The sequence below is a fragment of the Streptomyces sp. NBC_00876 genome, assembly GCF_045207435.1.
In the GTDB taxonomy this organism is placed as follows: domain Bacteria; phylum Actinomycetota; class Actinomycetes; order Streptomycetales; family Streptomycetaceae; genus Streptomyces.
The window spans coordinates 59,805-73,937 of sequence record NZ_CP108801.1; the positions used below are offsets into that span (position 1 = coordinate 59,805).

Sequence of the window (14,133 nt, forward strand, 5' to 3'; positions counted from 1 at the left end):
GGTCCGGCCCGTCACTTCAACGGCCTGCGCGGCATCCGTACCGCTCTCACGAGGTCGATTCGGGCTTGGTGTGGAGGACTTCGCGGGCCTGTTCGGCGGCGCGGGTGATGCTTTCGCTTATGAAGTCGAGGAAGCGGGCGATGTTCTCCAGGCGGGCGGCGGCCGGGGTGTCGGGCCCCAGGACGGCGACGCCTTGGCGTGCGGTTTCGACGAGCTGGTCGTTGGCGCGGGCGCTGGCGATCGTCGCCTGGTAGAAGAGTTCGCCGTCGACGACGTAGCGGTCGCGGCGGCGTTCGTCGCGTTCCCGGCGGACGAGGCTCTGGCTCTCCAGGAACGCGATCGCCTTGGAGATGGAAGCCGGGCTGACCTGGAGGCGCTGGACGAGTTCGGACGCGGTGAGGCTGCCCGCGTCGGTGGTGAACAGACAGGTCAGCACCCGGGCCGTCATCTTGGTCAGGCCCGAGCCCATGAGGACGGTGGTGAACATCTCCTCGTACTCGGCCACGGCTTCGGCGTCGCGTCCATGGGCCTGCGGAGCGGTCTGCGCCCCTCGGGCGGCGGCGGGCTTGCGCCGGTGGGCACGGTGTTCTGTGGCGCGGTGGGCCAGATCGGCGCGGTAGGCGGTGGGGCCGCCGTTGCGCATCACCTCACGCGTGATCGTCGAGGTCGGACGGTCCAGACGTCGGGCGATCTCGGCGTACGAGAGGCTGTCGGCCAGCCCCAGCCCGATCTGCTGGCGTTCCTGCTGGGTGAGTCTGCCTCCCGGCATCGCAATCTCCTAGTGATCCCTCAGTGATCCTTCATGGCGGTCCCTGATCGCCTCACTATAGCGTTCACTTCTCATCCATTGCAATGATCAAGGCGACCGTCGTTGCGTTGCCATCAAAGCCGTTGCAACGGTTTCCCGTCAACCACCTGCACTGATAACGATTCTGAGCAACAGAATGGTTGTCGGGATTTGGAAAGCAACGTAGCGTTTCCACTATCAGAAACAGCGAACGACTACGGAGAACATGATGCAGCAGTTCGACACCACCGCCCCGATCACCGCCATCCTGGACATCCCCGCCGGGCGCCTCCAGTTCACCGCCTCGGACCGCGCCGAAACCACCGTCGAGGTCCTGCCCGCCGATCCCTCCAAGAGCCGCGACACCAAGGCCGCCGAGCAGACCACGGTCACCTACGCCGACGGCGTCCTGCGGATCACGGCCTCGGCCTCCAGCAACCAGCTCCTCGGCTCCTCCGGGTCCGTGGAGGTCACCGTCCAGCTGCCCACAGGCTCCGGCGTCGAGGCCAAGGCCGCCGGCGCCGAGCTCCGCGGCATCGGACGCCTCGGCGACATCGCCGTCGAAGGCGCGTACCACCAGATCAAGATCGACGAGGCCGCGAGCGTCCGCCTCACCGCGATCGACGGCGACGTCGAGGTCGGCCGGCTCCACGGCCCCGCGGAGATCAGCACCGCACGGGGCGACATCAAGATCGCCGAGGCCGTAGCAGGCACGGTCGTACTCCGCACCCAGTCCGGCAACATCTCGGTCGCCGCCGCCGCGGGTGTCTCGGCATCCCTGGACGCCGGCACCGACCACGGCCGCGTCAGCAACGCCCTCAAGAACGACGGCAGCACCGGACTCGACATCCGCGCCACCACCGCCCACGGCGACATCACCGCCCGCAGCCTCTGAAGAAGCAGAACCGGGGCCCTGCCCACGCCCCGGCCGTCCGTCCCCCGGGCCCGCGATGCACACGCAGGCCCGGGAGAAGTCGCACACCGCACGCCCACACGACCAGGAGAACCACATGACGAAGAACAGCAAGTCCTCGACCGGCTCGCAGTGGACCGGCATGGTGCCGGTCGACGACACGGCCCTGGCCGTCACCGACACCGGCGGCCCCGGCACCCCGGTCATCTACCTCAACGGACAGTTCGCCACCCAGGGGTACTGGGGGCGGGTGATCGCCGAACTGGGCACGGGATGGCGGCACATCACCTTCGACGAGCGGGCCCGCGGTCGAAAATCGAAGCGCTCCGCGGACTACTCCTTCGAGGCCGCCGTCCGCGACGTCGATGCCGTTCTCGCAGCCAGAGGTGTGGAACGGGCGCTGGTGGTGGGCTGGTCCTACGGGGCGTTCGTCGCCTCGCACTGGGCCAGCCGCAATCCCGACCGCACCCTGGGCGTCGTCATGGTCGAAGGCGCGCAGCCGCACGACTGGCTGGACGACGCCATGGAGCAGCGGATCCGGAAGACCTTCCGGCGGATGAGCTGGTTCCTGCCGCTGCTGCGCCCGACGGGCCTGACCCCACGGATGAACGCCGAACAGATGGCGGAGAGCAACATCGAGCTCGGCCGGCTCGCCCGCGAGAGCGCGCTGGGCCCCGTGCTGGACAACATCACCGTCCCGGCCCGGTACGTGGTCGCTTCCGGAACGTCCATCGGGAGCAAGGGCGACGAGCAGGAGGTGATCCGCGCCAGCCTCGACGCGGTGGTCGCCCGCAACGCGAACTTCGAGATCAGCGCGAAGGTCGCCAGCAACCACGACGCGATCCTGAAGAAGGACGCCCCGGCCGTCGCCGACGCCGTGCGCGATGTCGCCGCCCTCGGCCACGGGGGTGCCGAAGGCTCGGACAGTGGTGCCTGAGCTTGTCGCGGCGACGGTGGCCGGGTGCGTGCGCGCATCCGTATGCCGGTCAGACAGGCCGCCCGGAATGAGCTTGTCGTTCAACCTCGGCGTTCGATGAGGCGGGCGAATGCCTCGGTGGGCCAGCAGAGCGCTTCGAGAAGAGGGTGGGTGACGACGAAGTAGTGGGCGCTGACCTGACCCCGCTCCTTGTCGAGGATGTACGGGGCTTCATCACGGTAGATGTAGCGGAGGTAACGGCGGCGGATCAGTGCTCCTGCTATCAGCAGCACCGGTGAGGCGCCGAGGACGGCCAGTGAGATGAGGACCTTCGCGGCCCTGAGCCTGGCCCTCTCGGCTCTCGTCCCCTATCGAACCCTCTGCGGACGCGTGCGGGCGTGAGTTTGTCCGGCCCGTGGCTCTGTCCGCGAAAAGGTTCTGGCTCAGCCTCTGTGGTACGGCTGTCGGCGGCCAGTCGAAGATCCCCGCGTACGGCCGGCTCGCTTCCCCACTCGGCTGTCACACTCAGTGGTTTCGGCCCTGCCAGTCTTCGTCGTCGCCGTCGGCGCCTCTTCAAGGAGAGACTGCGGCCATGGAGTTCCTCTGCTTTCATCGCGACCGCACCGGCTCCCTGCCGCTGCGATACGAACTGAACGAAGCACACTTGTCCTACATGGACGGATTCGCGAAGGGGATGATCGCCCGAGGTCCGACCTTCGCGGACGATGGTGACACCCTCACCGGCAGCGTGCACATCCTCGACCTGCCCGATCCTGTTGCTGCCCGCGCGTTCGCCTTCGACGAGCCGAACTACCAGGCCGGTGCCTACCGGGACGTGCTGTTGCGAAGGTGGCGCAACACGTTGGGGCGCACCATGTGGGACTACCCCGGCGGCCGGACCGGAGGCAACCGGTACCTGGTGCTCGGCCTCGGCACAGGGCAGGCCTGCGACCTCGCACTGCCACCCGAGCGGAACGAGCTGATCGCCTACGGACCGCTGCTCTCCGACGATGAAGCCCTCTGGCTGGGCACGGCGGCGTTGGTCCGGGCGCCGGACCCGGACACCGCACGCGCCGTCCTCACCCAGGACCGGTACGCCGACATCGAGCTGCACAACTGGGAGTTCGGTGGGCGGCCGTCATGAACGAGGGCGACCACCGGCACCACCATCGTGACGTCACGCTCTGTAGACGCAATGAGCGAGCGGGCAGCCTTCCCGAATACAAGACAGTTCGACTCACCCGTATGGGGGAAAACGAAGCCCGAGTCCCCCGTGACACACCGCAGTCGAAGCACCGGCCGGGATGCCTGCTGAGAGCTGAGATATCCAGCAGGCTGCGGCCTCGTCGGTTAACGGAACGGGCTGTGCCGATGAGGCACCATCGCCCGTCACGGGCAACGTCGTTGGGCATATGGCCAGGTTGGAACGGGTCCCGAAGCTAGGATCTTTGCCCAGACAGCAGAATGGCCCCCGATGCTTGGCGGCAGGGGGCCATTCTTCAATAGTGCAATGCCCCCGAGAGTAACCCGTTCCGGCGCCTGGTGGCGACCCGACAGGTCGCACGAGGGGAAGAACGGAGTGCCCGCATGCCCAGAACTCACCGCGCCCTGGTTCGCGGACGGGCTCACGCACTGGTAGATCATGGCTGAGGCGGAGGAGGGCAAAGGCACCTCCGCCTCGGACGCAGCGCCCATCCGCCACGAAGGACCCGGAAACTTCTCCATGACCCCGCTATGGGTCATCCTCCGGTGTCGCAAAGAGGTCTGGCTCTACGACTTCCTGCGCGCCCGGTACGGAGGGATGGACGCCATCTTCCCCGGAATCCAGAAGGTCGCCGACGAGGTCGGTGTCTCCCGCAGAACCGTCGAGACCACCCTCGCCAGGCTCAAGGCCGCCGGAGCGGTAGCCGCCGTCAACCGGTACAAGAAGAACGGCAGCCAGACGTCCAACGAGTACCGCACGTACTTCACGCCCCCGGAGGAACGGATGCAGACTCAGAACTGAACATCACGACGCCATGAGGGCCCCGGTGCGGCGCACCGGGGCCCTCTGCGTTGCAAAAATGAGGTGCGCAGGAACCTTCCTGCCCAGGTCGGCATGGTGCGCAGGTTTCTGCGCACCCCCTGCGCAGGATTCTGCGCACCCCCTGCGCAAGATTCTGCGCACCCCCTGCGCAGAATCTTGCGTACCCCCTGCGCAGGATTCTGCGCACGATATATATAGAGGTGAAACAGAGAGAAGTGAGTTAAGAGAGACGTGATCCAAAGAGAGCTTGAAGCACATAGAGGATCGAGTTTCACACTCATCAACTGCCGGGGGCTGACGCCGCCCCCGGCCACCCCGCGCCAGCGCCTTGGATGCGCTGGACCATCCCCAGGTCAACGATCTGCGCTCCGCGCACCACTACAGGCCCTGGGGGCCTTCCGTTGATCATTGCCCCCTGATGGAAGTGGTTGATCACCGTCGTGGCCGAGAACCCACCTGAGGCAGTAACAGAAACCACAGGACGCGCACGAGGCCGGTCCGGCGTGACGCCCCCGCCTCAGTGCGCGATCGCGAGGCTGAAGGGTGCGAAGCCGTAGCGGTTGATGATCGGGCCGAGCATCACGTAGCTGCACTCCAGGGCTCGGGCGGCGGTCAGGCCGCCCAGGTCCAGGAGCCATTCGTCCTTCCAGCCCAGGTCGTGCAGGAGCGCGCCGACGGCCGCCTTGGCCTGCGGGGAGTTCCCCGCGAGGAAGGCGGTGGGCGGCACCGGGAGGATTGCGGGGTCGACCATCACGCGCTGGTCCATCGTGTTGAGGGTCTTGATCACGCGGGTGTCCGGCAGTGCCTTCTGGATCTCCTCGGCCACGCTGGTGTTGGGGTCGAGGGGGCCCGTCGGGAAGCCGTCGGGGCCGCGCACCGCGGCGTTGGAGACGTCGACCAGGATGCGGCCGCGCAGCGCGGGTTCGAGGCCGCCCAGGAGTTCGGCCGAGATCTCGCCGGGGGTGGCGTTGAAGACGAAGTCGGCCGCCTCCACCGCCTCGGCGTGGCCCGTGACCCGGACGCCGGCGCGCGCCAGGTCCTCCTGGGGGCGCGACGGGTCGCCCGAGCCGACCAGCACGGTGTGGCCGGCCCGGACGAACGCCACGGCGAGCGTGATGCCGACCGTGCCGGTCCCCAGTACGGCGACCGAGCTCATGCCACGACCTTTCCCGCCGGTACGTGCGAAGCGGGTACGTACGAGGCGCGGGCCTGCTCGTAGGTGGGCAGCAGGCCCTTGGCCACGGCCTCGGACAGGGTCGGGGCGTCCGCGTCCTTCTCCGACCTGATGAACGGCTCCGTGGTGTTCCACGGGATGCCCAGCGCGGGGTCGAGCGCCTGGATGTCGACCATCGTGCCGGGCACGTACTCCTCCGTGCAGAGGTAGTTCATGCACGTGTCGTCGGTGAGCGCGAGGAAGGCATGGCCCAGGCCGTCCGCCAGGTAGACGCCGATGCCCGAGCCCGCCTCCTGCAGCGTGGTGTCGTACATGCCGAAGGTCGGCGAGCCGACCCGCAGGTCGACCACCACGTCCAGGGCCGCGCCGCGCACACACGTGACGAGCTTGGCCTGGCCCGGCGGCAGCGTCGTCCCGTGGATGCCGCGCAGCGTGTTGCGCTTGGACACCGAGTAGTTGACCTGACCGACCGAGAACGTCTGCCCCGTGATCGCGGTCAGCTCGCTCAGCCGCCACGCCTCGAAGAAGTGGCCCCGGTTGTCCGACAGCTGCGACGGGGTGATGCGGAAGGCGTCGCGGACCTTCATCTCCTCGATAGCCATGCTTCCTCGGTTGCCTCTCGACGTGCTCGGGGTCAGGGATCGGTCAGGGGATCGGTCAGTGGATCGGTCAGGGGATCGGTCAGGGATCGGTCAGTGCACCGGGGTGGCCGGCTCCGGTGCGGACTCGGGTGCGGGCTCGGCGACCGGTGCGGCCTTCGCCGTGACGGCGATGTCGGCAGCGCGGCGGCCGGGGGCGATCAGCATGGAGAAGGTGGCCAGGGCGACGGCGATGGCGCCCACCCACATGGCCGGCACCAGACCGTCGACGAAGTTCTGCGGCGAGGCGTAGCCACCGTTGGCGCTGAAGATGGAGGCCAGGAGGGCGACCCCGAGTGCGGCGCCGACCTCACGGGTGGCGGCGGTGACACCGGAGGCGATGCCCTGCTCGTGCTCGGCCACCGATCCCATGGTGAGGTTCATCAGCGGCGCGTAGAACATGGCCATACCCGCGCCGCAGATCATCAGCGACGGCAGCTGGGCGACGTAGGAGACGTCGGGGTCGAGCACGAACGCCCAATAGACCATGCCCGCCGTCATCATGGCGAGGCCGAGGGTGACCACCGGCTTGCCGCCGATGCGGTCGGAGACCATGCCGGCGATCGGCGCCACCACCATCGGCATGGCGGTCCAGGCGAGCAGCCTGACTCCGGCCTCCATCGCCGTGTAGCCCTGGATGTTCTGCAGGAACTGCGTCATCAGGAAGATCGCGCCGAACATGCCGACCGACATCAGCGTGCCGGCCAGGTTGATCGCGGTGAACGCCCGGATGCGGAAGAGCCGCATCGGGACCATGGGGTGCTCGGTGTGGTTCTCCCACACGACGAACGCCACCATGACGACGGCACCGCCGATCAGCGCGGTGAGCGTGAACGACGAGGTCCAGCCCTTCTCGTGGCCCTTGATCAGGCCGAGCACGATGCCGAAGAGACCGGCGCTGGCGAGAACGGTGCCGATCGCGTCGAGCCGGGAGTTCGCGATCCTGCTCTCGGAGAGCTTGCGCCAGGACAGCGGGGCGAGGGCCAGGCCGATGGGCACGTTGAGCCAGAAGATCCACTGCCAGGACAGGTGCTGGACGATCGCACCGCCGACGAGCGGGCCCGCGGCGATCGACAGACCGTTGACCGCGCCCCAGATGCCGAGCGCGGCTCCGCGCTTCTCGGCCGGTACGGCGGCGGTCAGCAGGGTCACGGACAGCGGCATGATGATGGCCGCGCCGGCGCCCTGCACGGCACGGGCGGCGATGAGCGCGTCCACGCCGGGGGCCAGTGCGGCGGCCGCGGAGGCCGCGGTGAACAGCAGGAGTCCGAGGGCGAAGACCTTGCGCCGGCCGAACCGGTCACCCAGTGCGGCGCCGAACATCATGAGGACGGCGAAGGACAGCGTGTAGGCGTTGACCGTCCACTCGAGGTCAGTGAGGCTGCCGCCCAGTTTCTCCTTGATGGTGGGCAGCGCGGTGATGATGACCAGGTTGTCCAGTCCGGCCATGAAGGAGGCGACGCTGGTCGTGAGGATGGCCCAGAAGACCACCCCCTTCTTCCCTGCGGCCGGAGTTGGGGGGTTCGCGGTGCTCATTCGAGCATCCTTTCTGAGTGCGGTCACGGGCCGACCCGGACGAGGCTACGAACGGTCGCTCGACCCCTGCTCGACCTCCGCTCGAATCCCGGTGGAGCACGCACACAGGGCCGGCGCCGCAGGGCCCCGCCGTCCCGACGGGGTCCTGCGGCGCCGTGCCGTGAGCAGGCGTCAGCCGAGCTGACGCTGGAAGGTGGCGACGTCGAAGTAGAGGGTCTCGTCGATCAGCACGTCACCGTCGAAGTGGAAGAAGACCGCCACCGGCGCGTCGATCGACTTGCCCTTGTTGGGGATGCCCCGCCAGTCGGCTTCCTGCTTGCCCCGTGCCTGCGCCTCCAGGATCACCGCCGTGGGCGTGTGGTGCACGTGGTGCAGCTCGTGCTCCAGGTTGGGGAACGCCTCCTGCATGCCGTCGAAGTAGCCCTTGCGGATGGCGTCCTCGCCGACGAACGGGCTCTCCTCGAACGCCTGGATCCGGTAGACGGCGCCACGCGGGAAGGTGTCCATCACGCCGGGTATGTCCCAGACGGTCTCCGCGATCGTGTGGGCGGCGACGACCGCCTCGCGCCGGGCACGCAGGTCGGCGTCGGGCGCCGGAAGATCCGCGCCGGGGAGAGTGAATCCGTGCTCTTCGGTGGCCATGTCCGGTTCCTCCACGCGTAGCCGTGTTCGTTGCCGCAGACGCTAGGGCGCACACCTCGCTGCGCCCTCGCGCGCGACTGGAGAATCAGGCCACCGGGCTTGAACCGGACCGGCCGCGGCTCCTCCTTCGGCCGGGCCGGGCGGGTCCGCTTCCTCGGATCGGCTGTGGCCGCCCCTTGATCAGGCCGGCTGCGGCTGCTCCCGTGGATCAGGCCGGCTGCGGCTCCTCCTTGTGCTGCGGGGGGCAGTACGTGGAGCGGTAGCCGCAGGCCAGGGATACGGGAGCGAGCGCCGCGCACAGCGCCATGTCCACCAGGAACGGCCGGCCGGTGACGACGCGGTACTCGTCGCGGAACTCCAATGCCAGCAGCGGCATCTGGAGCCGGGGGGTGCCGTCGGGGCGCAGCCGGCCCTCGTTGGTAAGGCCCCACAGGGTCTCGAAGACCGACTCGGTGCGGTACGCCGGAGTGGTGCGCCAGACGATCCGGGTGCGTTCGGGGCCCGGGTTCCACAGCGAGTGCACGACGCCCGGCGGGATGTAGAACTCCTCGCCGGGACCGTACTCGTGCAGCGTGCCGTCGAGCAGGACGCTGACCCGGCCGCTCTCCACCTTCATCAGCTCGGTCTGCATGGGGTGGTAGTGGGCGGGCGGCTTGATGACGGCCGGGGCGTAGTCGACCGCCACCTCCACATACGCGCCGCCCGACTGGGCCGCCGTGGTCAGGAAGGTGAGCCGGTCCTCGCCGAGGCGCAGTGTGTCTCCCGGGCGTGCCATGAGATCTCCTGTGGTTGTGGGGTCAGGCGGTCTGCGCCCCGGCCGGGGCGCGGCGCCGGCCGGGCAGGCCGACGAAGGCGTTGAGGAGGTTGAGTACGGCGATCCCGGACGCGATCCAGAAGCCCAGGTGCAGCCCGTCGAGCCAGGCGGCGGCAGGTGGGGTGCCGTCGGCGAGTTCGCCGGTGGTGCGGGTCAGGGCGCTGGTGGCGATGGTGGCCACCCCGAGTGAGGCACCGACCTGGAAGGCCGCGGTGAGCACGCCGGAGGCGATGCCCTGCTCCTCCTGCGGTACGTCGGACACGCCGTGGACGTTCACGGGAATGGTGCAGCACTGCATGGCCGCGCCCAGGAGCAGCAGCGCCGGCAGCAGGTAGAGCAGATAACTGCCGTGCGCGGGTGCCTGGGTGAGCAGGACCAGGCCGAGTATCGAGCCGATCCCGCCCGCGAGATAGACGGGGCGCGGTCCCGACCGGTGCATGACGCGGGTGGCAGGGGCGGTGACGGCGATGGCGACGATGCCCAGGGGCAGGAAGGCGAACCCGGCCTTCAGGGTGGAGTAGCCGAGGGTGCGCTGCAGGTAGTAGCTGGCCAGGAAGAGTACGGACGCCTGCACCGCGCTCGTCAGGACGCGGCCGATGGAGGCGGTGACGAGCGAGCGGGTGGCGAACAGCCGCATCGGCATCAGGGGGTCCGCGGCGCGCAGTTCGACGACGACGAACGCGATGAGCAGGACCACCGCGGCCGCGGCGGGTGCCACGACGTAGGCGGCCGAGTTCCAGCCGTGTTCCTGGATGTTGACGATGGCGTACACGAGGGCGGCCAGGCCGCCGGTGACGGTGACCGCGCCCAGCAGGTCGGGGCGCGATCCGCCGGTGGACCTGCTCTCGGCGCGCCCGCGGGACAGGAGTACGACGCCGGCGACCGCGACGACGCCGAACGGGATGTTGATGTAGAAGATCCAGCGCCAGCTGAGGCTGTCGGTGATCAGACCGCCGACGACGACGCCCAGGGTGCCTCCGAGTCCGGCGAGTGCGGCCCAGACGGCGAGCGCCGTGGTGCGTTCCTTGCCCTTCGGGAAGATGGTCGTGACCAGGGACATCGCCGCGGGCGACAGGAAGGCGGCGCCGCAGCCCTGCAGGGCACGGGCCGCGATGAGCACGCCCGTACCGCCGGCCACACCGCACCACAGCGAGGCCGCGGTGAACACGGCGGCGCCGAGCAGGAAGGTGCGCCGTCTGCCCCACCGGTCGGCGGTACGGCCGCCGAGCAGCATCAGTCCGCCGAAGCACAGGATGTAGCCGGTCAGGATCCATTCGGTGCCGGTGGCGCTCGCCCGCAGGTCCGTCTGGATGGCCGGCAGGGCGAGGTTCACCACCGTGGTGTCCAGGAGCACCATGAACTGTGCCAGCCCGACGAAGGCGAGCAGGCGCCAGCGCCGGGGGTCCGGTGGTGCGTCCTCGGTCGTGACCTCGGACTTTCCGGTGCCGGATACGGAGGGTTCGGTGTTCATGGCGTCCTCTCGGGCGGTCCCGTCAGGCGGCCTGTGCCTCGATGTAGCTCAGGGCGTTGTAGATGGTGCGGTCCGGGTCGGTGATGGCCCGGCGGCCGTGCATGACGCGGGTGTTGTCGATGACGGCGGCGTCGCCGTGCTGCCAGTCGAGGTTCTCCGTCACCAGTGCGGTGACCGTCTCGATCTCGGCGAGCAGTTCGGCGGACAGCTCGCTGCCGTCGGCGAACGTGATCTTCGGCTTCTCGTAGTTGAAGGAGGGGCCGAGGATGCTGTTGGCGAAGGAGGGGCGCGTACCGAAGACGGTGGAGTCGGCGGCGGGCGTACGGAAGGAGTAGCGGATGCCGCCGTCCTCCTCGGGGGTGATCTCGGTGCCGGCCAGGCTGCTGGTGAGGGCGAGCAGTTCGGACACCTCGATGTCCTCGGCGGGCTTGCTGCCGCCGAGCAGGTGGTGGGCCATGGCACGCCACTGCGGCTCGCCGACGTAGCGGCTGTAGACGATGTCCTGCGCGGAGAAGGCCTCGCGGGCCGCCGGTGACAGGGCGTCCCAGACACGGTAGCCGTCGCAGACGGTGGTCTGGGAGCCGGAGGAGGCGGCCTTCTCGCAGAAGAACCACGCGAGGTGGGAGCGGAAGGGGCTGTTGCCGTTCTCCGTGTGCAGGCCGACCTCGTCGAAGCCCGCGTCGACCTTCTGCGCGACCTCGGAGTAGAAGTCGCGTGCGGGGTCCAGGGTGGTGGAGGTCGAGGTGTTCTGTACGAGTGCGGTGAACGACGCCATGTCCGAGTCGAATCCGCGCAGCAGCAGGAAGCCGGCCTCGGCCAGCAGGTCGAGCAGCTCCTTGCGGTCGACTCCGGCCAGGGAGCCGCCCTCGGCGGGTTCCACCAGCAGGCCGCTGCCGGTGCCGTAGGGGGTCGTCTTCACGGTGGTGCTCATGCCTTCTCCTCGATGGGCGTCGGTGCGGCTGACGCGCCGGTGGGGCGGCCGGTCAGCACATGGGTTCGGATGAGGTCCCGGCGCGGGCGGCCGGTGACGGTGAAGCAGCGCGCGTACTCGGGGTCGTCCTCGTTCATGAGGTGGATGACGGCCGCGCGCTCGATGCCCGACAGCCGCTCCCGGCCGAAGGCGTCGATCCGGCTGCGGGCGCTGTCGTGGTCGAGGCCGGCCTCGATGACGAACAGGCCGTGCACTTCCTCGAGTGCGTCGGCGACGATCGCGCTCTCGCGGACGAAGCCGAGTTCGCGGTAGCGGGCCTCGACCCACTCCGGCGACACGTTGCGGCCGCCGGCGGTGATGATCAGGCTCTTCTTGCGTCCGGTGATCCGGAGGTAGCCGTCCTCGTCGATCTCGGCCAGGTCGCCGGTGTGCAGCCTGCCCTGGTCGTCCACGACGACGCTGGAGGGGTCCTCGCGGGTGTATCCGGCGAACAGCGACGTGCTGCGGATGAGCAGTTCGCCGTCCTCGGCCAGTTCGGCCTGGACGTGGTCCAGGGGGCGGCCCACGGTGCCGAACCTGACCTCGCCGGGGAAGTTCCAGGAGACCACGGAGGAGTTCTCGCTGAGTCCGTACCCCTCGTGGACGGTCAGGCCGTAGCCGTCGAGGCGCTCCAGGATCTCGGCGGGCACGGGCGCTCCGCCGCAGGCGATGAACACCGGTCCCGGGTGGCCGAAGATGCGCAGATGCCGTTCGGCCACGCTCTCCTCGGGCCGCTCGTCGCACAGGGCGAGGAAGAGGCCGGCCACGGTGGGCGGTACGACCAGTGCGGTGGGACGGGCCTGGCGCAACAGGGCGAGCATCCGGGGTCCGGCGTCGGCCGCGGTGCCCACCAGTGCGGTGCCGGGCGGCAGGAAGGAGACCGAACCGCCCGCGAGGAAGGGCATGTAGAGGCCGGCGACCTGCTCGATGAGCAGGCTCAGCGGGACGATGGAGAGGTAGCGCTCGAACAGCGCGGGCTCGGTGCGTGCGCGCAGGGAGGTCAGCAGGGCGTCCATGCCGTGCCGGCGGATCTGGACCCCCTTGGGGGCCGATGTGGTGCCGGAGGTGTGGATGACCTTGACGATCGCGTCCTCGGCGGGCGCGGTACGCACGTCGGCGGGCCGGAACGGCTCGGCGAGCAGCGCGGGCAGGTCGACGGGGCGGACCTCGCAGCTGCCGGGCAGCACCTTGGCGGTGGAGGTCTCGGTCCAGCGGGTGAGGGCCCGGGTACCGGCGTCGTCCACGAGGCAGAGGTCGGCCGCTTCCAGGAGGGACGCGGCCTGTTCGGCGGCGAAGGCGGTGGGGACGGGGATCTCCACCGCGCCGGAGAACAGGGCGGCGAGGTCGGCGACGACCCACTCGGGCGAGTTCTCGGCGAGCAGCCCCATCCGGGCGGGCCGGCCGTGCTCGGTGGCCCACTGCCCGAGGCGGCGGGCGAGTCGGAGGGCCGCACCGATGATCTGGCGGTAGGTCCACTCGGCGGCGGGGGCGTCGCCGGCGGACAGGACGCGGAGCATCACGGCGTCGCTGTCCGCCTGCCGGAGCAGCCCGCCGGTCAGGCTGATGCGCTCGGTGTCAGGCAGCACGGGTCAGCACCCTCTGTTCGGGGCGGTTCCCGACGAACCGCATGTCGACCGATTCGAAGCAGTAGCGGCCGATCGCGGCGAGCAGCAGCGTGCTCTGCTCGGCGGCCTCGGCCCAGCCGACGACCGGCCGGGTGTCGTAGTACGAGCCCCACTGGTCCGCCTCCTCGGCGCTCAGCCGGTCCTTGGCGGCGTCGACGAGCGGGTGGAAGACGCAGCCGAGCCGCTTCATCAGCGCGGCGAGCCGGCCCGTCATCGTCATCACGGCGTACGGGCGGCCGAGGCAGGCCATGATCAGGGGGATCGCCTTGATGATCTCGCCGCCGGCGCTCGCCCGGACGGAGGCGACGTTGCCGATCTGCATGACCTGCGAGCGCTTGACCGCGACACCCGTCGCGATGGCGAGGACGTCCTCCACCGGCGCGTCGAGATAGCGCTCCAGCAGGAGGGGGGTGTCCCCCTCGGGGAAGGACAGTCCGGCGCAGGCGAGGGCCTGTTCCGTCCCGTCCCCCGCGTCCTCGAAGAACGCCAGGAAGGCGTCCGGGTCGGGCTGGACGCTGGCCTGGTACTGCTTGGCGAACACCTCGTGAGCGAGGTCCGCCGCGATCTGCCAGTCCGGTGTACCGCGTTGGGACAGTGTGATTCTCATGCGTTGCACCCCCC

General features: G+C 69.4%; 15 protein-coding genes. 4 read left to right on the forward strand and 11 right to left on the reverse strand.

Features of this window, described 5'->3' with window-relative positions:
- Positions 1-46: 46 nt before the first annotated feature.
- On the reverse strand, positions 47-769 hold the full coding sequence (locus tag OG782_RS37375; protein WP_406459553.1) for a helix-turn-helix domain-containing protein: 723 nt from the start codon (positions 767-769) through the stop codon (positions 47-49).
- Between the two features lie 247 nt (positions 770-1,016).
- On the opposite strand from OG782_RS37375, the gene OG782_RS37380 reads away from it, so the two are divergent.
- Together OG782_RS37380 and OG782_RS37385 are read left to right on the forward strand one after the other, a co-directional pair.
- Complete coding sequence (locus tag OG782_RS37380) at positions 1,017-1,682, forward strand: DUF4097 family beta strand repeat-containing protein (protein WP_331742444.1); 666 nt, start codon at positions 1,017-1,019, stop codon at positions 1,680-1,682.
- A gap of 115 nt (positions 1,683-1,797) precedes the next feature.
- Positions 1,798-2,637: an alpha/beta hydrolase gene (locus OG782_RS37385; RefSeq protein WP_331742447.1), complete on the forward strand. Its 840-nt coding sequence runs from the start codon at positions 1,798-1,800 to the stop codon at positions 2,635-2,637.
- Positions 2,638-2,717: 80 nt separating this feature from the next.
- Here the strand turns inward: OG782_RS37385 and OG782_RS37390 are convergent, their stop codons facing one another.
- Complete coding sequence (locus tag OG782_RS37390) at positions 2,718-2,909, reverse strand: hypothetical protein (protein ID WP_331742241.1); 192 nt, start codon at positions 2,907-2,909, stop codon at positions 2,718-2,720.
- A 299-nt stretch (positions 2,910-3,208) separates the two neighbouring features.
- Between OG782_RS37390 and OG782_RS37395 the strand changes: the two genes are divergently transcribed.
- Both OG782_RS37395 and OG782_RS37400 read left to right on the forward strand, forming a co-directional pair.
- Complete coding sequence (locus OG782_RS37395; protein WP_331742244.1) at positions 3,209-3,760, forward strand: YciI family protein; 552 nt, start codon at positions 3,209-3,211, stop codon at positions 3,758-3,760.
- A gap of 498 nt (positions 3,761-4,258) precedes the next feature.
- Positions 4,259-4,621, forward strand: coding sequence for a hypothetical protein (locus OG782_RS37400; protein ID WP_331742247.1), 363 nt, complete (start codon positions 4,259-4,261; stop codon positions 4,619-4,621).
- A 538-nt stretch (positions 4,622-5,159) separates the two neighbouring features.
- On the opposite strand, the gene OG782_RS37405 is transcribed toward OG782_RS37400, so the two are convergent.
- The 9 genes from OG782_RS37405 to OG782_RS37445 all read right to left on the reverse strand — a co-directional run bounded on the left by OG782_RS37405 (position 5,160) and on the right by OG782_RS37445 (position 14,119).
- Complete coding sequence (locus OG782_RS37405) at positions 5,160-5,798, reverse strand: NAD(P)-binding domain-containing protein (protein ID WP_331742250.1); 639 nt, start codon at positions 5,796-5,798, stop codon at positions 5,160-5,162.
- Positions 5,795-6,418, reverse strand: a complete 624-nt coding sequence (locus OG782_RS37410; RefSeq protein ID WP_331742253.1) for a dTDP-4-dehydrorhamnose 3,5-epimerase — start codon at positions 6,416-6,418, stop codon at positions 5,795-5,797. The genes OG782_RS37405 and OG782_RS37410 overlap by 4 nt, the downstream gene beginning before the upstream one ends.
- 90 nt (positions 6,419-6,508) lie before the next feature.
- Positions 6,509-7,990, reverse strand: coding sequence for a DHA2 family efflux MFS transporter permease subunit (locus OG782_RS37415; protein ID WP_331742256.1), 1,482 nt, complete (start codon positions 7,988-7,990; stop codon positions 6,509-6,511).
- Between the two features lie 171 nt (positions 7,991-8,161).
- Entirely contained in the window at positions 8,162-8,632 is a 471-nt protein-coding gene (locus OG782_RS37420; protein ID WP_331742260.1) for a nuclear transport factor 2 family protein, read from the reverse strand.
- 208 nt (positions 8,633-8,840) lie between these two features.
- On the reverse strand, positions 8,841-9,407 hold the full coding sequence (locus tag OG782_RS37425; RefSeq protein WP_331742263.1) for a cupin domain-containing protein: 567 nt from the start codon (positions 9,405-9,407) through the stop codon (positions 8,841-8,843).
- 22 nt (positions 9,408-9,429) lie between these two features.
- Positions 9,430-10,917: an MFS transporter gene (locus OG782_RS37430; RefSeq protein WP_331742265.1), complete on the reverse strand. Its 1,488-nt coding sequence runs from the start codon at positions 10,915-10,917 to the stop codon at positions 9,430-9,432.
- Positions 10,918-10,939: 22 nt separating this feature from the next.
- Positions 10,940-11,848: a TauD/TfdA family dioxygenase gene (locus OG782_RS37435; protein ID WP_331742268.1), complete on the reverse strand. Its 909-nt coding sequence runs from the start codon at positions 11,846-11,848 to the stop codon at positions 10,940-10,942.
- Positions 11,845-13,473: an AMP-binding protein gene (locus tag OG782_RS37440; protein ID WP_331742270.1), complete on the reverse strand. Its 1,629-nt coding sequence runs from the start codon at positions 13,471-13,473 to the stop codon at positions 11,845-11,847. The genes OG782_RS37435 and OG782_RS37440 overlap by 4 nt, the downstream gene beginning before the upstream one ends.
- Positions 13,463-14,119, reverse strand: coding sequence for a thermostable hemolysin (locus OG782_RS37445; RefSeq protein ID WP_331742272.1), 657 nt, complete (start codon positions 14,117-14,119; stop codon positions 13,463-13,465). Before OG782_RS37445 ends, OG782_RS37440 begins: the two co-directional genes overlap by 11 nt.
- Positions 14,120-14,133 lie beyond the last annotated feature (14 nt).